This window comes from Rugamonas sp. FW305-51 (assembly GCF_058786935.1).
Genome location: NZ_JBYSZG010000033.1, coordinates 40,673 through 54,807 on the forward strand (window position 1 = coordinate 40,673; position 14,135 = coordinate 54,807).

The window sequence follows — 14,135 nt, forward strand, 5'->3', positions numbered from 1 at the left end:
TGGCGGGCAACGCCCGGGGCCAGGCCCGGGCGCGTCCGCCTGACTGGTCGCGTTATTGGGGCAGGCGCGCCAACGACTGCAGGAATTTGTCGGCGTCCTGGAAGCCGATCACGCGCGCATCGGCCAGCTCCTGGCCCTGGCCGTCGAACAGGATGATGCCGGGCGGGCCGAACAGGTGGAAGCGCTTGAGCATGGCCTTGTCGGCCTCGTCGTTGGCCGTCACGTCCACTTGCAGCAGCACGGTGTTGGCCAGCCTGGCGCGCACGGCCGGCGCCACGAAGGTCAGTTTTTCCATTTCCTTGCAGGACACGCACCAGTCGGCATAGAAGTCCAGCAGGACGCTCTTGCCGCCCGTCTGCGCCAGCACGGCATCGAGCTCCGCCACCGTCTTGACGCGCTGGAACGCCAGCGGCTGCGCCGCCCCTTGCGCCCGCAAATGGGCCAGCGGGGCCAGCACGTCGCGTCCGCCCGTGGTCACGCCCACCAGCTGTACCAGGCCCAGCGCGGCAAAGAGGACGCCGCACGTCTTGGCCAGCCCGCGCCCCGTCTTGTTGCGCAACAGGTAGACGCCATAACCGGTCAGCAGTGCCGTCCAGCCCAGCATCTGCACGGCGGCCGGCAGCACCGGCGACACCAGCCACCACGCCATGGCCAGCAGCAGCACGCCGAAGAAGCGCTTGACGGCATCCATCCACAAGCCGGCCTTGGGCAGCAAGGTGCCGGCCGACACGCCCACCAGCAGCAGCGGCACACTCATGCCCACCGCCATGGCGAACAGGGCGCTGCCGCCGATGACGACGTCGCGCGTCTGGCTGATGTAGACCAGGGCGCCGGCCAGCGGCGCGGCCACGCAGGGGCCGACGATGAGGGCCGAGATGGCGCCCATGACGAACACGCCGGCCAGCTTGCCGGCCGCCTGGCGGTGCGACATGGCGCTGAGCCGGGTCTGCAGGGCGGCCGGCACCTGCAGGTTGTAGTAGCCGAACATGGACAGCGACATGGCGGCCATCAGCAGCGCGAACGCGCCCAGCACCCACGGGTTCTGCAGGGTGGCGGCCAGGCCCTCGCCGATCAGGCCGGCGGCCACGCCCAGCGCCGTGTAGACGATGGCCATGCCCAGCGAGTAGGTGACCGACAGCAGCAGGCCGCGGGCGCGGCTGGCCTTGGCGCCCTCGCCCACGATGATGAAGGACAGGATGGGCACCATGGGCAGCACGCAAGGCGTGAAGGCCAGTCCCAGGCCCAGCAGCATGAACAGCGGCACGATGACGAGCAGCTTGCCGCCCTTGAGGGCCGCTTCCACGCTGCCCGGTTCGGCCGGCGCGGGGGCGGCGGCCGGAACGGTGGCGGGCGCCGCCAGCACCGTCGTTTCCGGCGTGGGCACGGCATTGACGGTGACGCCGGGCGAGACGGGGGCCGATGGGCCGGCGGACGGGGCGCCCCCCAAGTTGGCCGATGCCTTGGCGGCCGGATTGGCCGCCAGGATGGCCGACTGCGCGGCCGGAGCCGATGGGCTCATGCCACCCGGTGGCGCAGCCTGGCCCAGGGCCAGGGCGGCCAAGCCGGGGCCGCCGCTGGCCGTCAGCGTGGCCTTGGCTTCCTGGGGCGCGTAGCACAGGCCCTTGTCGGAGCAGCCCTGGCCGGTGGAGATCAGCGTGAAGCTGCCGCCCGTCTCGACGGGAATGGTGATGGTGACGCTGCCGCGGTAAGTTTCCACGTTCTTCTTGAACGTGTCGTCGAAGTGCACCTTGCCCGGCGGGATTTTTGGTGCGCCCAGCATGGCGCCCTGGGCCGCGAACTTGAAACGCTCGCGGTACATGTAGTAACCGTTGGCAATCTGGTAGGTGACGGCCACGGTATGGCTATCGGCCATGCGGGCCGAGAAGCGGAAGGCGGCGTCCGGTTCCAGATAGTCTTCGTCGGCGCGGGCCGGACGGCCGGCGGCCAGGGCCAGCAGCGCGGCCAGCAACAGCAGCGACGGCAGCAGGGCCCGCCCCAGGGCCGGCAGCGCGAAACGGCGCCCGGACGGGAAGAAGAACGCGGCAAGGGGAAAGGCGGCAAGTCGGCGCATAAGTTTCGGATGACGGCAGTTTTAGCTCAACGGGCAATAGTACACCTGCCCGTGTGGCAACGCCTGAGGGCGGGCTTAAAGCTTGCGTTCAGAATGCAAAAAAGCCAGGCGGAACCTGGCTTTTCTGGCGATACAACGACCGGTATTACTCGGCGGTTGGAGCGTCTTCCACAGCGGTGACTTCTGGACGGTCCAGCAGCTCGACGTAAGCCATTGGAGCGTTGTCGCCAACGCGGAAGCCCATTTTCAGGATACGCAGGTAGCCGCCGTTACGGGCAGCGTAGCGTGGGCCCAGTTCTGCGAACAGCTTCAGAACCATTTCGCGGTCGCGCAGGCGGGCGAAGGCCAGACGCTTGTTGGCCAGGGTGTCGGTCTTACCCAGGGTCAGGATAGGCTCGACGACGCGGCGCAGTTCTTTTGCCTTAGGCAGCGTGGTTTTGATGGCTTCATGACGCAGCAGGGAAACGGTCATGTTGCGCAGCATAGCCAGGCGGTGGGACGAGGTACGGTTCAGCTTACGGAGGCCGTGACGGTGACGCATGGTACTTCCTTTCGATGGTGTTTAAATCCGAGTTCTTCGATCGCTGCCGCCAGGGCGGGAGCGCGGACCGGTTCTAGGGGGATAAACGCCCGGCGCAACATGCACCGGGCGGGTACTGCATATCAGTTGGTAACAGGGCAGAACATCGCTACGCGATGTCCAGCGCTGTCACCCAATTCCAATCAGTTGGTAACAGGGCAGAACATCGCTGCGCGATGTCCAGCGCTGTCACCCAATTTGTTATTTTTCCAAACCGGCAGGCGGCCAGTTTTCCAGCTTCATGCCCAAGGTCAGGCCGCGCGATGCCAGCACTTCCTTGATTTCGTTCAGGGACTTGCGGCCCAGGTTCGGCGTCTTCAGCAGTTCGTTTTCCGAACGCTGGATCAGGTCGCCGATGTAGTAGATGTTTTCCGCCTTCAGGCAGTTGGCCGAACGCACGGTCAGCTCCAGGTCGTCCACTGGACGCAGCAGGATAGGATCGACCAGCGGGGCGCGCGATGGCGCTTCGGCGGCCGCTTCCGTGCCTTCCAGGGCAGCGAACACGTTCAACTGGTCGACCAGTACGCGGGCCGACTGGCGGATCGCTTCTTCCGGCGAAATCACGCCGTTGGTCTCGATATTGATGATCAGCTTGTCCAGGTCGGTACGCTGCTCGACGCGGGCGGACTCGACGAAGTACGACACGCGGCGCACTGGCGAGAACGAAGCGTCCAGGATGATGCGGCCGATGGTCTTGTTGGTGTCTTCGGACAGGCGGCGCACGTTACCAGGCACGTAGCCGCGGCCTTTTTCGACCTTGATCTGCATGTCCAGCTTGCCGCCGGCGGTCAGGTGAGCGATCACGTGGTCCGGATTGATCAGTTCCACATCGTGTGGCAGATCGATGTCCGAAGCCAGGATGGCGCCTTCGCCTTCCTTTTTCAGGGTCAGGGTGACGGAGTCACGGTTGTGGACTTTGAAGACCACGCCCTTCAGGTTCAGCAGCAGGTCAACGACGTCTTCCTGCACGCCGTCGAGGGACGAGTATTCGTGCACGACACCGGCGATCGTCACTTCGGTCGGCGCGTAGCCCACCATCGACGACAGCAGCACGCGGCGCAGCGCATTACCCAATGTGTGGCCATAGCCGCGCTCGAACGGCTCCATGACGACTTTTGCATGGCCGGCGCCCAGCGCCTCGACATCGATAATACGTGGCTTCAACAAACTGTTTTGCATGAAATGTCCTTTTCAATACCCTCGGCTCGTTACGCCGATAAGGCTGATGGCATTAAAAGTCGTTTCAAAAAGCCCATGGCGTCGTTGTGGCGCCTTGCCGTGCAGGCGCACTGTCTTCGGCGCCACGCCTGGCCACGGTCATTTTGAAACGACTTCTTAGTGAAAACGCCCACTCCGAGGAGTGGGCGGGGATACTACCGACTGCGATTAACGCGAGTACAGTTCGACGATCAGCGATTCGTTGACGTCGTTAGCGATTTCGTTACGCTCTGGCAGGGACTTGAAGGTGCCTTCCATTTTCTTGGCATCGACCGACACCCAGGCTGGCATACCGACTTGTTCAGCCAGCGACAGCGCTTCGATGATACGGGTCTGCTTCTTCGACTTTTCGCGCACGGCGATGACGTCGCCCACTTTGACCGAGTACGAAGCGATGTTGACCACCTGGCCGTTCACGGTAAAGGCTTTGTGCGATACCAGCTGACGCGCTTCAGCGCGGGTCGAGCCGAAGCCCATGCGGTAAGCGACGTTGTCCAGACGGGTTTCCAGCAGCTTCAGCAGCGTTTCGCCGGTGTTGCCCTTGCGGCGGTCGGCTTCAGCGAAGTAGCGGCGGAACTGACGCTCGAGGACGCCGTACATGCGCTTGACCTTCTGTTTTTCGCGCAGCTGGTTGCCGTAGTCCGAGGTGCGGGCACCCGATTTGACGCCGTGCTGGCCTGGCTTGACGTCCAGTTTGCACTTGCTGTCGAGCGAGCGGCGTGCGCTCTTGAGGAACAGGTCCGTACCTTCACGGCGGGACAGTTTTGCTTTTGGTCCGATATAACGTGCCACGATGCATCCTTTTTTTAAAATAATAACGCCCCAGCTACACGACTGGCATGCAGTTAGGCGCTAGTCTGGTCCGCGATTGGCCAGACGGTGGCTGAAAACGAAAAACCCGCCGAACGGGTTCGACAGGCGTCAATAGCCGGGCAGTATAACCGTTTCCGGCTCCCTGCTCCAGCGATTTTTTTACGGCTGGTGAAACGGCTCCTGCAGGACAGAAGGCTGGCGAACGGGCATGCCCGCCGCCGCCGACTGTGCTTTAGATACGACGACGCTTCGGAGGACGGCAGCCGTTGTGCGGTACTGGGGTCACGTCCTGGATCTCGGTGATCTTGATGCCCAGGTTGTTCAGTGCGCGCACTGCGGATTCGCGACCAGGACCTGGGCCCTTGATACGCACTTCCAGGTTCTTCACGCCGCATTCGACGGCGACTTTACCAGCTGCTTCAGCCGCAACCTGCGCTGCGAACGGGGTCGATTTACGCGAACCCTTGAAGCCAGCACCACCGGAGGTTGCCCACGACAGAGCGTTGCCCTGACGGTCGGTGATGGTGATGATGGTATTGTTGAAGGAAGCGTGAACGTGTGCGATACCTTCGGCAACGTTCTTCTTGACCTTCTTACGAACGCGAGCTGCTGCTGCGCTGCTTTGTTGCTTAGCCATGTGATTTCCCTAGATTATTTCTTGAGCGATTGTGCGGCTTTGCGCGGACCCTTGCGGGTACGTGCGTTGGTGCGAGTACGCTGGCCGCGGACCGGCAGGCCCTTACGGTGACGCATACCACGGTAGCAACCCAGGTCCATCAAACGCTTGATGTTCATGGACAGTTCGCGACGCAGATCGCCTTCAACGATGAATTTTGCTACTTCATCGCGCAGCTTTTCCAGTTCGCTATCGTCCAGGTCTTTGACCTTCTTGTTGGTCGCAATGCCCGTTGCGGCGCAGATGAACTTTGCGCGCGGGCGGCCTACACCGTAGATGGCCGTCAGGCCGATAACGGTGTGCTGATGATTTGGGATATTAACCCCTGCAATACGTGCCATTCGTTATTCCTCGATAAATAACGGTTATTAACCTTGACGCTGCTTGTGACGTGGTTCGACGCAGATTACGCGAACGACACCCTTGCGCTTGATGATCTTGCAGTTGCGGCAGATCCGCTTGACTGAGGCGTTAACTTTCATTTTGCACTCTCTTCTTGGTTCAATGTTTTATGTTACTTGGTCCGGAACACGATGCGGGCTCGGCTCAGGTCATAAGGTGTCAGCTCTACCGTCACCTTGTCGCCAGGAAGAATGCGGATATAGTTCATCCGCATTTTACCCGAAATATGGCCGAGCACCACGTGTCCGTTTTCCAGCTTCACTCGAAATGTTGCATTAGGCAGATTCTCGAGAATCTCGCCCTGCATTTGTATGACGTCGTCTTTTGCCATTCGGTATGTTTGAAACCGCGCTTATCGCGTCGGAATTCCGCCCTTGAAGTTTGCTTTGCGCAGCAGCGATTCATATTGCTGCGACATCACGTAGTTTTGCACTTGCGCCATGAAATCCATGGTCACAACCACAATAATCAACAGAGAAGTGCCGCCAAAATAGAAAGGCACTTTCCACTCGGCTTGCATGAATTCCGGCAACAAACACACCAACGTGATGTAGATTGCGCCAGCCAGTGTCAATCGGGTCAGGATCTTGTCGATGTAACGGGCTGTCTGCTCACCGGGACGTATCCCTGGCACGAAGGCCCCGCTCTTCTTCAAGTTGTCCGCGGTTTCCTTGCTGTTGAACACCAGAGCGGTGTAGAAGAAGCAGAAAAACACGATTGCAATGGCGTACAACAGGGCGTGCATAGGCTCGCCTGGACCCATCGATGCTGCCACATCCTTGAGGAAGCGGATCACCGGGTTGGCCGGATTGGCACCCTTGGCGAACCAGTCCAGGATCGTTGCCGGGAACAAGATAATCGACGAAGCGAAGATCGGTGGAATCACGCCAGCCATGTTCAACTTCAATGGCAGGTGCGACGTTTGACCACCGTAGATCTTGTTACCGACCTGGCGTTTTGCGTAATTCACCAGAATCTTGCGCTGGCCACGTTCCACAAAGACCACGAAGAACGTTACCGCCGCCACCAATATCACGATGACGATCGCCGAGAAGCTGCCGATCGAACCGTTGGCCACCTGGGAGAACAAGCCCCCCAGAGCGTTCGGCAGACCGGCGGCGATACCGGCGAAAATGATGATGGAGATGCCATTACCCAAGCCGCGCTCGGTAATTTGCTCCCCCAGCCACATCAGGAACATGGTGCCGGTCAACAGCGTCACGACCGTCACGAAGCGGAACCCCAGGCCCGGATCCAGCACCAGGCCGGCTTGGGATTCCAGGGCGACTGCGATACCGAACGCCTGGAACATCGCCAGTGCCACCGTGAAATACCGGGTGTACTGGGTGATCTTGCGCCGGCCTGCTTCGCCTTCTTTTTTGAGCGCTTCCATCTGCGGCGACACGATCGACAGCAATTGCATGATGATCGAGGCCGAGATGTAAGGCATGATACCCAGCGCAAACACCGTGAAGCGCGAGAGCGCGCCACCGCTGAACATGTTGAACATGCCCAGGATGCCCCCCTCTTGCGACTTGAACAGTGCGGCTAATTGTACCGGATCGATCCCGGGGACCGGGACGTGAGCGCCGATACGATAAACCACCAATGCGCCAAGCAAGAACCAGAGCCGGCCCCAGGGGAACCCGGCTGCTGCACTTTTAGCAAGTTGTGGATTAGTCGCCAATTTTCGCTCCGATCAAGCTGTTAGCGGTCAACTCAGGCTACCGAGCCGCCAGCTGCTTCGATGGCTGCCTTCGCGCCGGCCGTCACTTTCAGGCCTTTGAGGTTCACCGCTTTGGTGATCTCGCCGGACAGAATGACGCGCACGTCGCGGGCCAGCACGTTCAGCACGCCAGCTTGCTTGAGCACCAGGATGTCGACATCGCCAACGGCCAGGGCGTTCAGGTCGGACAGACGCACTTCAGCTTTGAAGGTGGCGTTGAGCGACTTGAAACCGCGCTTAGGCAGACGGCGTTGCAGCGGCATCTGACCGCCTTCGAAGCCGACTTTGTGGAAGCCGCCCGAACGCGATTTTTGACCCTTGTGACCACGGCCCGAGGTTTTACCCAGACCGGAGCCGATACCGCGGCCGACGCGACGCTTGTAGTGCTTGGCGCCTTCGGCTGGTTGTATGGTATTCAGTTCCATGTTTTCTCCGTACGTAAGCCGGGGGGCTTACGCAACAACTTTAACGAGGTACGAGACTTTGTTGATCATGCCGCGCACGGATGGGGTGTCCTGCAACTCGCGAATCGAGTTGACACGACGCAGGCCCAGGCCGCGTACGGTGGCACGGTGATCTTCACGCGTGCCGATCAAGCCCTTGACCAATTGTACTTTGACAGTTTTCGTCATGATGTCCACCTTAGCCCAGGATCTCTTCTACCGACTTACCGCGCTTGGCGGCGATGTCAGCAGGAGTACTCATTTTTGCCAGACCGTCCAGCGTGGCACGCACCAGGTTGTAAGGGTTGGAGGAACCGGTGGATTTCGCCACCACGTCCGTCACGCCCATTACTTCGAAGATTGCGCGCATTGCGCCGCCGGCGATGACGCCCGTACCAGGCTTGGCTGGGCTCATCATCACTTTCGAGGCGCCGTGGCGACCCGATACCGTGTGCTGCAGGGTGCCGTTCTTCAGTGGTACCTTGATCAGGTTGCGACGGGCTTCTTCCATTGCCTTCTGCACACCGACCGGTACTTCCTTCGACTTGCCCTTGCCCATGCCGATGCGGCCATCGCCGTCACCAACCACGGTCAGCGCGGCGAAACCCATGATACGACCACCCTTGACCACTTTGGTCACGCGGTTGATCGCGATCATTTTTTCGCGCATGCCGTCATCCGGCTTGTCGCTTGCCATTTTTGCTTGCATTTTTGCCATGATCGTTCCTTAGAACTTCAGACCGGCTTCGCGCGCGGCTTCTGCCAGCGCCTTCACACGGCCGTGGTAACGGAAACCGGAGCGGTCGAACGCGACTTCGGTGATTCCTGCTTTCAGTGCTTTCTCTGCGACGCGCTTGCCGACGATCGCGGCAGCGGCAGCGTTGCCGCCCTTGCCCGATTTGCCAGCCAGTTCGTTGCGCACTTCGACTTCTGCCGTGGAGGCCGATACCAGAATTTTGGCATCCGGCGAGATCAGGTTCGCGTAAATGTGCAGGTTGGTGCGGTGCACCGACAGGCGATTTACTTTCAGTTGCGCGATCTTGATCCGGGTTTGGCGTCCGCGGCGCAGACGTGATTCTTTCTTGTCCATCGTCAGCCCCTAGTTACTTCTTCTTGGTTTCTTTAATCTTAACCACTTCGTCCGCATAACGGACGCCCTTGCCCTTGTAAGGCTCAGGGGAGCGGTAAGCGCGAACTTCAGCAGCCACTTGGCCCACTTGCTGACGGTCGATGCCTTTGATGACGATCTCCGTTGGCGTTGCGGTAGCGCAGGTGACGCCGGCTGGCATCGAGTGCACGACAGGGTGCGAGAAGCCCAGCGACAGGTTCAGCTTGTCGCCTTGCGCTTGCGCCTTGTAACCCACACCGACCAGGTTCAGCTTTTTCTCGAAACCCTTGGTGACGCCGGTCACCATGTTGTTGACCAGGGCGCGCAGCGTGCCGGACATGGCATTGGCTTCACGGCTGTCATTGGCGGCGACGAAAGTCAGGGTTCCTGCATTGTTTTCCACCGTGACCTGGCCGTTCAGGGCCTGGGTCAGCACGCCCAGCGGGCCCTTGACGGTGATCGCTTGTGCGGAGATGGCGACATCAGCGCCAGCTGGCACAGCGATTGGCATTTTAGCTACACGAGACATGTCTAACTCCTTATGCGACGTAGCAAATAACTTCGCCGCCGACACCGGTAGCGCGTGCTTTGCGGTCAGTCATGACGCCTTGCGGAGTCGACACGATCGCCACACCCAAGCCATTCATCACAGTAGGGATCTCGTCCTTGCCCTTGTAGACGCGCAGGCCCGGACGGGACACGCGCTCAAGGCGCTCGATGACGGGACGGCCAACATAATACTTCAAACCGATTTTCAGTTCCGCTTTGCCACCAGCTTCGGCAACTGCGAAATCTTCAATGTAACCCTCGTCCTTGAGGACGTTGGCAATCGCTACTTTGACTTTCGACGATGGCATGGCCACGGTCGTTTTTTGAACGCCTTGGGCGTTGCGAATGCGGGTCAGCATATCGGCGATAGGATCGCTCATACTCATTGCTTATTCTCCTATTACCAGCTTGCTTTAGTCATACCCGGGATCTCACCACGCATGGCGAATTCACGGAGCTTGATACGGCCCAGACCGAATTTACGGAAAGTGCCGCGTGGACGACCGGTGACGGCGCAGCGGTTACGCTGGCGAGTCGGAGCCGAGTTACGTGGCAGTGCCTGCAGTTTCAGGCGCGCTTCGTAACGCTCTTCTTCCGATTTCGACTGGTCATCAATGATGGCCTTCAGCGAAGCGCGCTTGGCGGCAAACTTGTTTGCCAGGTCGACACGTTTCTGCTCACGGTTAATCAGTGCGAGTTTTGCCATGATCTTCTTAGTTCCTGAACGGGAATTTAAAGGCGGCGAGCAGAGCTTTCGCTTCGTCGTCGGTCTTGGCGGTGGTGGTGATCGAAATGTTCAAACCACGCAGCGCATCGATCTTGTCGTACTCGATTTCCGGGAAGATGATCTGCTCTTTCACGCCGATGTTGTAGTTACCACGACCATCGAACGAACGGCCATTCACACCGCGGAAATCGCGCACGCGTGGCAGGGCCACGGTGATGAAGCGATCCAGGAACTCGTACATGCGAGCGCCACGCAGGGTGACCATGGTACCGATCGGGTAGCCTTCACGGATCTTGAAACCCGCGATAGCCTTGCGCGATTTGGTGGTCACTGGCTTTTGGCCAGCGATCTTGGTCAGGTCGCCAACAGCGTGCTCGAGCACTTTCTTGTCGGCGATCGCCTCACCGACACCCATGTTCAGGGTGATCTTGGTCAGACGAGGAACTTCCATCACCGACTTGTAACCGAATTTCGCGGTCAGGTCGGCGACGACTTTTTCTTTATAGAATTCTTGGAGACGTGCCATGATTTCTTAAGCCTTCACTACTTCGCCGGACGATTTGAAGACGCGGACTTTTTTGCCATCCACTTCCTTGAAACCGACGCGGTCTGCCTTGCCAGTCGCTGCATTGAACAATGCAACGTTGGACACGTGAATCGGCATAGTCTTATCGACGATACCACCTTGTACGCCAGTCATTGGGTTAGGCTTGGTCGCTTTCTTGGCGACGTTGATGCCTTCAACCACGACGTGTTCAGCATCGATACGCTGCTGCACGACGCCACGCTTGCCCTTGTCTTTCCCGGTCAGCACGATGACTTCGTCGTTTTTACGAATCTTATCCATTACGACTCCTTACAGGACTTCCGGTGCCAGGGACACGATCTTCATGAACTTTTCAGTGCGCAGTTCGCGCGTCACTGGTCCAAAAATACGGGTACCGATCGGTTCCAGCTTGGCGTTCAGCAGTACGGCGGCATTGCCGTCGAACTTGACCAGGGAACCGTCTTGGCGACGCACACCTTTGGCGGTGCGCACAACCACGGCGTTATAAATTTCACCTTTTTTGACACGGCCGCGTGGCGCAGCAACCTTGACGGTTACCTTGATCACGTCGCCGATGCCAGCATAACGGCGCTTGGAGCCGCCCAATACCTTGATGCACATGACTTCTTTGGCACCGGTATTGTCGGCCACTTCGAGCCGGCTTTCAGTTTGAATCATAGTATTCTCTTTCCCAACTTAAGCCGAAGAATCCACACAATGCGGACCCGCGGTCAGTCTTGGTCCCGCCAGCGGCGCCCATGCCGGGCCCCGATGTTTGGGTGCTTGACCTTCGTACTGCACTGACCGCGCGTTCTGCGTCTGTGGCCAGACACTTTGCGGCGTTACATGAACGAAGCCCGCAAGTATTACATACAATTTGCGGGCTTGCAAGAACTAATTAAAAACACCCCCCGACCGTTGCCGGCCGGGAGGTTTTTCTAATTAAACGATTTGTGCGGCTTGCACCACACGCGTCACAGTCCATGCCTTCGTCTTCGAGATCGGGCGACCTTCCACGATTTCCACCGTGTCACCGGCTTTCACCTGGTTGGTCTCGTCGTGCGCATGGTACTTATTGGAGCGCACGATGATCTTGCCGTACAAAGGATGCTTGACGTGACGTTCGATCAGAACGGTTACGGTCTTGTCCATTTTGTCGGACACCACTTTACCGATCAGCGTGCGCTTGAGCGGCTTTTTCACTGGTTCGGTCATTTGGCTTCCTTGGTGTTCATTACCGTTTTTACACGCGCGATGTCGCGGCGTACCTTCTTGAGCTGCGAAGTGTTGCTCAGCTGTTGCGTTGCCACTTGCATACGCAGACCAAACTGGGCCTTCAGCAGATCGTTCAGCTCTTGTTGCAGAGCTGCCTGGTCTTTGCCGCGGAGTTCAGATGCTTTCATATTTCACTCCTCTTATTGGCCAACCTGGCGCACCACGAAGGTGGTAGCCAGCGGCAGTTTGGCAGCAGCCAGACGGAACGCTTCGCGCGCCAGCTCTTCTGCGACACCATCCATCTCGTACAGGACTTTGCCTGGCTGGATTTCGGCGACGTAGTACTCGGGGTTACCCTTACCGTTACCCATACGGACTTCGGCAGGCTTGTTCGAGATCGGCTTGTCCGGGAACACGCGGATCCAGATCCGGCCACCACGCTTGATGTGACGGGTCATGGCGCGACGTGCTGCCTCGATTTGACGGGCCGTGATACGGCCGCGGGCAACGGCTTTCAGACCGAACTCGCCGAACGACACGGCGGTGCCGCGGCTGTGCGAGATACCGGTGTTACGGCCCTTCTGCTCTTTACGATACTTTCTGCGTGCTGGTTGCAGCATGATTATTCTCCTGCTTTCTCAGCTGGCGCAGCAGCGGCGGCCGGTTTGGCGGCACGACGGGCAGCACCTGGTGCTGTGGATGGTTTCGCACCGGCTGGACGTGGGCGGCCGGTAGGCTTGCCGTCGTCGCGGCGTGGACCGCGGCTCTTCTTCTCGTCAGCTGGAGTCTCGATGACTGGCGCTTCGCCGGCGGCGTTGCGGTCGCCCTTGTAGACCCACACCTTGACGCCGATGATGCCGTAGGTGGTCGACGCTTCGCTGGTGCCGTAGTCGATGTCAGCGCGCAGGGTATGCAGTGGCACGCGGCCTTCGCGATACCACTCTTTGCGGGCGATTTCGATGCCGTTCAGACGGCCCGACGACATGATCTTGATGCCCAGGGCACCCAGACGCATGGCGTTTTGCATCGCACGCTTCATGGCGCGGCGGAACATGATACGCTTTTCCAGCTGCTGGGCGATCGAGTCGGCGATCAGCTGCGAGTCGATTTCCGGCTTGCGGATCTCTTCGATATTGACGTGCACCGGCACGCCCATGATCTTGGTCAGGGCCGACTTCAGCACTTCGATGTCTTCGCCCTTCTTGCCGATCACGACGCCTGGACGCGAGCTGTAGATGGTGAAGCGCGCGTTCTTGGCTGGACGCTCGATGACGATGCGGCCGACCGAAGCGTTCTTCAGCTTGGTCTTCAGGTAGGCGCGTGCCTTCAAGTCTTCGTTCAGCATCGAAGCGAAGTTGCTGTTGCCCGCGTACCAACGCGAGGCCCAGTTACGGGTAACCGCCAGGCGGAAACCAGTTGGATGAATTTTCTGACCCATCGTGGCTCCTTAGTTACCGACGGTCACGTAAACGTGACACGATTGTTTCGAGATACGATCGCCACGACCTTTTGCACGCGCGGTGAAGCGCTTCAGGATCGGGCCCTTTTCGACGTAGATCGTTTTCACGAACAGTTCGTCGATGTCGGCACCATCGTTGTGCTCGGCGTTCGCAATCGCGGACTCCAGCACTTTCTTGATGATGGTCGCGCCTTTTTTCGGGCTGAATTGCAGAATGTTGAGCGCAGCGTCAACCTTCTTGCCGCGGATCAGGTCCGCCACCAGGCGGCCTTTCTGATCCGACAAGCGCACACCCTTGAGGATAGCTTTAGTTTCCATTATTTCTTCGCCTTCTTGTCAGCGGCATGGCCCTTGAACGTGCGGGTCAGCGCGAATTCGCCAAGCTTGTGACCAACCATGTTCTCGGAGACGTACACTGGCACGTGCAGCTTGCCGTTGTGCACAGCGATCGTCAGGCCGATGAAGTCAGGCATGATGGTCGAACGACGGGACCAGGTTTTGATTGGCTTCTTGTCCTTGGCAGCTTGCGCGGCTTCGACTTTCTTCACCAGGTGGGCGTCACAGAACGGCCCTTTTTTCAATGAACGAGTCATGATTTATC

Annotated in this window: 25 protein-coding genes; all 25 read right to left on the reverse strand. The window is 59.3% G+C overall.

Going from position 1 to position 14,135, the window contains the following annotated elements:
* Positions 1–52: 52 nt before the first annotated feature.
* The 25 genes from dsbD to rpsS all read right to left on the reverse strand — a co-directional run bounded on the left by dsbD (position 53) and on the right by rpsS (position 14,127).
* Positions 53–2,071 (reverse strand): protein-disulfide reductase DsbD, encoded by a 2,019-nt coding sequence (dsbD, locus tag AC3WOS_RS20270; RefSeq protein ID WP_492718004.1) that lies wholly within the window; start codon positions 2,069–2,071, stop codon positions 53–55.
* Positions 2,072–2,216: 145 nt separating this feature from the next.
* Positions 2,217–2,612 (reverse strand): 50S ribosomal protein L17, encoded by a 396-nt coding sequence (gene rplQ / locus AC3WOS_RS20275; RefSeq protein ID WP_492718005.1) that lies wholly within the window; start codon positions 2,610–2,612, stop codon positions 2,217–2,219.
* Between the two features lie 240 nt (positions 2,613–2,852).
* The gene (locus AC3WOS_RS20280) at positions 2,853–3,830 is read right to left on the reverse strand and encodes a DNA-directed RNA polymerase subunit alpha (RefSeq protein ID WP_008444343.1); all 978 of its coding nucleotides are present in this window, start codon (positions 3,828–3,830) and stop codon (positions 2,853–2,855) included.
* Positions 3,831–4,037: 207 nt separating this feature from the next.
* The gene (rpsD, locus tag AC3WOS_RS20285) at positions 4,038–4,661 is read right to left on the reverse strand and encodes a 30S ribosomal protein S4 (protein WP_492718008.1); all 624 of its coding nucleotides are present in this window, start codon (positions 4,659–4,661) and stop codon (positions 4,038–4,040) included.
* A gap of 253 nt (positions 4,662–4,914) precedes the next feature.
* A complete protein-coding gene (rpsK, locus tag AC3WOS_RS20290) occupies positions 4,915–5,319 on the reverse strand; it encodes a 30S ribosomal protein S11 (protein ID WP_008444339.1) in 405 nt (134 codons plus the stop codon).
* Positions 5,320–5,333: 14 nt separating this feature from the next.
* Positions 5,334–5,699: a 30S ribosomal protein S13 gene (rpsM, locus tag AC3WOS_RS20295; RefSeq protein WP_008444337.1), complete on the reverse strand. Its 366-nt coding sequence runs from the start codon at positions 5,697–5,699 to the stop codon at positions 5,334–5,336.
* Positions 5,700–5,726: 27 nt separating this feature from the next.
* Positions 5,727–5,840 (reverse strand): 50S ribosomal protein L36, encoded by a 114-nt coding sequence (gene rpmJ / locus AC3WOS_RS20300; protein ID WP_005663407.1) that lies wholly within the window; start codon positions 5,838–5,840, stop codon positions 5,727–5,729.
* 32 nt (positions 5,841–5,872) lie between these two features.
* Positions 5,873–6,091, reverse strand: a complete 219-nt coding sequence (gene infA / locus AC3WOS_RS20305; RefSeq protein ID WP_005663428.1) for a translation initiation factor IF-1 — start codon at positions 6,089–6,091, stop codon at positions 5,873–5,875.
* A gap of 21 nt (positions 6,092–6,112) precedes the next feature.
* The gene (secY, locus tag AC3WOS_RS20310; RefSeq protein WP_492718011.1) at positions 6,113–7,447 is read right to left on the reverse strand and encodes a preprotein translocase subunit SecY; all 1,335 of its coding nucleotides are present in this window, start codon (positions 7,445–7,447) and stop codon (positions 6,113–6,115) included.
* 32 nt (positions 7,448–7,479) lie between these two features.
* Positions 7,480–7,911 carry a 50S ribosomal protein L15 gene (gene rplO, locus AC3WOS_RS20315; protein ID WP_492718012.1) on the reverse strand — a complete coding sequence of 144 codons (432 nt, stop codon included), beginning with the start codon at positions 7,909–7,911 and terminating at the stop codon, positions 7,480–7,482.
* Between the two features lie 27 nt (positions 7,912–7,938).
* Positions 7,939–8,118: a 50S ribosomal protein L30 gene (rpmD, locus tag AC3WOS_RS20320; RefSeq protein WP_492718013.1), complete on the reverse strand. Its 180-nt coding sequence runs from the start codon at positions 8,116–8,118 to the stop codon at positions 7,939–7,941.
* A gap of 10 nt (positions 8,119–8,128) precedes the next feature.
* Positions 8,129–8,647 carry a 30S ribosomal protein S5 gene (gene rpsE / locus AC3WOS_RS20325; protein WP_492718015.1) on the reverse strand — a complete coding sequence of 173 codons (519 nt, stop codon included), beginning with the start codon at positions 8,645–8,647 and terminating at the stop codon, positions 8,129–8,131.
* 9 nt (positions 8,648–8,656) lie between these two features.
* Entirely contained in the window at positions 8,657–9,019 is a 363-nt protein-coding gene (rplR, locus tag AC3WOS_RS20330; RefSeq protein WP_492718016.1) for a 50S ribosomal protein L18, read from the reverse strand.
* 13 nt (positions 9,020–9,032) lie between these two features.
* Positions 9,033–9,566, reverse strand: coding sequence for a 50S ribosomal protein L6 (gene rplF / locus AC3WOS_RS20335; protein WP_492718018.1), 534 nt, complete (start codon positions 9,564–9,566; stop codon positions 9,033–9,035).
* 10 nt (positions 9,567–9,576) lie between these two features.
* Complete coding sequence (gene rpsH / locus AC3WOS_RS20340; RefSeq protein WP_093556907.1) at positions 9,577–9,972, reverse strand: 30S ribosomal protein S8; 396 nt, start codon at positions 9,970–9,972, stop codon at positions 9,577–9,579.
* Positions 9,973–9,986: 14 nt separating this feature from the next.
* Positions 9,987–10,292: a 30S ribosomal protein S14 gene (gene rpsN, locus AC3WOS_RS20345; protein WP_008444324.1), complete on the reverse strand. Its 306-nt coding sequence runs from the start codon at positions 10,290–10,292 to the stop codon at positions 9,987–9,989.
* A gap of 7 nt (positions 10,293–10,299) precedes the next feature.
* On the reverse strand, positions 10,300–10,839 hold the full coding sequence (gene rplE / locus AC3WOS_RS20350) for a 50S ribosomal protein L5 (protein WP_492718020.1): 540 nt from the start codon (positions 10,837–10,839) through the stop codon (positions 10,300–10,302).
* 6 nt (positions 10,840–10,845) lie between these two features.
* Positions 10,846–11,160, reverse strand: coding sequence for a 50S ribosomal protein L24 (rplX, locus tag AC3WOS_RS20355; protein WP_176655252.1), 315 nt, complete (start codon positions 11,158–11,160; stop codon positions 10,846–10,848).
* Positions 11,161–11,169: 9 nt separating this feature from the next.
* Positions 11,170–11,538 (reverse strand): 50S ribosomal protein L14, encoded by a 369-nt coding sequence (gene rplN, locus AC3WOS_RS20360; RefSeq protein WP_008444317.1) that lies wholly within the window; start codon positions 11,536–11,538, stop codon positions 11,170–11,172.
* 264 nt (positions 11,539–11,802) lie between these two features.
* Positions 11,803–12,075, reverse strand: coding sequence for a 30S ribosomal protein S17 (gene rpsQ / locus AC3WOS_RS20365; protein WP_182151372.1), 273 nt, complete (start codon positions 12,073–12,075; stop codon positions 11,803–11,805).
* Entirely contained in the window at positions 12,072–12,263 is a 192-nt protein-coding gene (gene rpmC, locus AC3WOS_RS20370) for a 50S ribosomal protein L29 (protein ID WP_182151373.1), read from the reverse strand. Before rpmC ends, rpsQ begins: the two co-directional genes overlap by 4 nt.
* A gap of 12 nt (positions 12,264–12,275) precedes the next feature.
* Positions 12,276–12,695, reverse strand: coding sequence for a 50S ribosomal protein L16 (gene rplP / locus AC3WOS_RS20375; protein ID WP_056404292.1), 420 nt, complete (start codon positions 12,693–12,695; stop codon positions 12,276–12,278).
* Between the two features lie 2 nt (positions 12,696–12,697).
* Entirely contained in the window at positions 12,698–13,513 is an 816-nt protein-coding gene (gene rpsC, locus AC3WOS_RS20380) for a 30S ribosomal protein S3 (RefSeq protein WP_492718024.1), read from the reverse strand.
* 9 nt (positions 13,514–13,522) lie between these two features.
* The gene (rplV, locus tag AC3WOS_RS20385) at positions 13,523–13,855 is read right to left on the reverse strand and encodes a 50S ribosomal protein L22 (protein WP_182151929.1); all 333 of its coding nucleotides are present in this window, start codon (positions 13,853–13,855) and stop codon (positions 13,523–13,525) included.
* Complete coding sequence (gene rpsS / locus AC3WOS_RS20390; RefSeq protein WP_008444295.1) at positions 13,852–14,127, reverse strand: 30S ribosomal protein S19; 276 nt, start codon at positions 14,125–14,127, stop codon at positions 13,852–13,854. The genes rplV and rpsS overlap by 4 nt, the downstream gene beginning before the upstream one ends.
* Positions 14,128–14,135: the final 8 nt, after the last annotated feature.

Coding starts and splice junctions, on each gene's coding strand:
- dsbD (WP_492718004.1), bottom strand. CDS start 2,071: ATGCGCCGACTTGCCGCCTTTCCCCTTGCCGCGTTCTTCTTCCCGTCC.
- rplQ (WP_492718005.1), bottom strand. CDS start 2,612: ATGCGTCACCGTCACGGCCTCCGTAAGCTGAACCGTACCTCGTCCCAC.
- AC3WOS_RS20280 (WP_008444343.1), bottom strand. CDS start 3,830: ATGCAAAACAGTTTGTTGAAGCCACGTATTATCGATGTCGAGGCGCTG.
- rpsK (WP_008444339.1), bottom strand. CDS start 5,319: ATGGCTAAGCAACAAAGCAGCGCAGCAGCAGCTCGCGTTCGTAAGAAG.
- rpsM (WP_008444337.1), bottom strand. CDS start 5,699: ATGGCACGTATTGCAGGGGTTAATATCCCAAATCATCAGCACACCGTT.
- rpmJ (WP_005663407.1), bottom strand. CDS start 5,840: ATGAAAGTTAACGCCTCAGTCAAGCGGATCTGCCGCAACTGCAAGATC.
- infA (WP_005663428.1), bottom strand. CDS start 6,091: ATGGCAAAAGACGACGTCATACAAATGCAGGGCGAGATTCTCGAGAAT.
- rplO (WP_492718012.1), bottom strand. CDS start 7,911: ATGGAACTGAATACCATACAACCAGCCGAAGGCGCCAAGCACTACAAG.
- rpmD (WP_492718013.1), bottom strand. CDS start 8,118: ATGACGAAAACTGTCAAAGTACAATTGGTCAAGGGCTTGATCGGCACG.
- rpsE (WP_492718015.1), bottom strand. CDS start 8,647: ATGGCAAAAATGCAAGCAAAAATGGCAAGCGACAAGCCGGATGACGGC.
- rplR (WP_492718016.1), bottom strand. CDS start 9,019: ATGGACAAGAAAGAATCACGTCTGCGCCGCGGACGCCAAACCCGGATC.
- rplF (WP_492718018.1), bottom strand. CDS start 9,566: ATGTCTCGTGTAGCTAAAATGCCAATCGCTGTGCCAGCTGGCGCTGAT.
- rpsH (WP_093556907.1), bottom strand. CDS start 9,972: ATGAGTATGAGCGATCCTATCGCCGATATGCTGACCCGCATTCGCAAC.
- rpsN (WP_008444324.1), bottom strand. CDS start 10,292: ATGGCAAAACTCGCACTGATTAACCGTGAGCAGAAACGTGTCGACCTG.
- rplE (WP_492718020.1), bottom strand. CDS start 10,839: ATGGCACGTCTCCAAGAATTCTATAAAGAAAAAGTCGTCGCCGACCTG.
- rplX (WP_176655252.1), bottom strand. CDS start 11,160: ATGGATAAGATTCGTAAAAACGACGAAGTCATCGTGCTGACCGGGAAA.
- rplN (WP_008444317.1), bottom strand. CDS start 11,538: ATGATTCAAACTGAAAGCCGGCTCGAAGTGGCCGACAATACCGGTGCC.
- rpsQ (WP_182151372.1), bottom strand. CDS start 12,075: ATGACCGAACCAGTGAAAAAGCCGCTCAAGCGCACGCTGATCGGTAAA.
- rpmC (WP_182151373.1), bottom strand. CDS start 12,263: ATGAAAGCATCTGAACTCCGCGGCAAAGACCAGGCAGCTCTGCAACAA.
- rplP (WP_056404292.1), bottom strand. CDS start 12,695: ATGCTGCAACCAGCACGCAGAAAGTATCGTAAAGAGCAGAAGGGCCGT.
- rpsC (WP_492718024.1), bottom strand. CDS start 13,513: ATGGGTCAGAAAATTCATCCAACTGGTTTCCGCCTGGCGGTTACCCGT.
- rpsS (WP_008444295.1), bottom strand. CDS start 14,127: ATGACTCGTTCATTGAAAAAAGGGCCGTTCTGTGACGCCCACCTGGTG.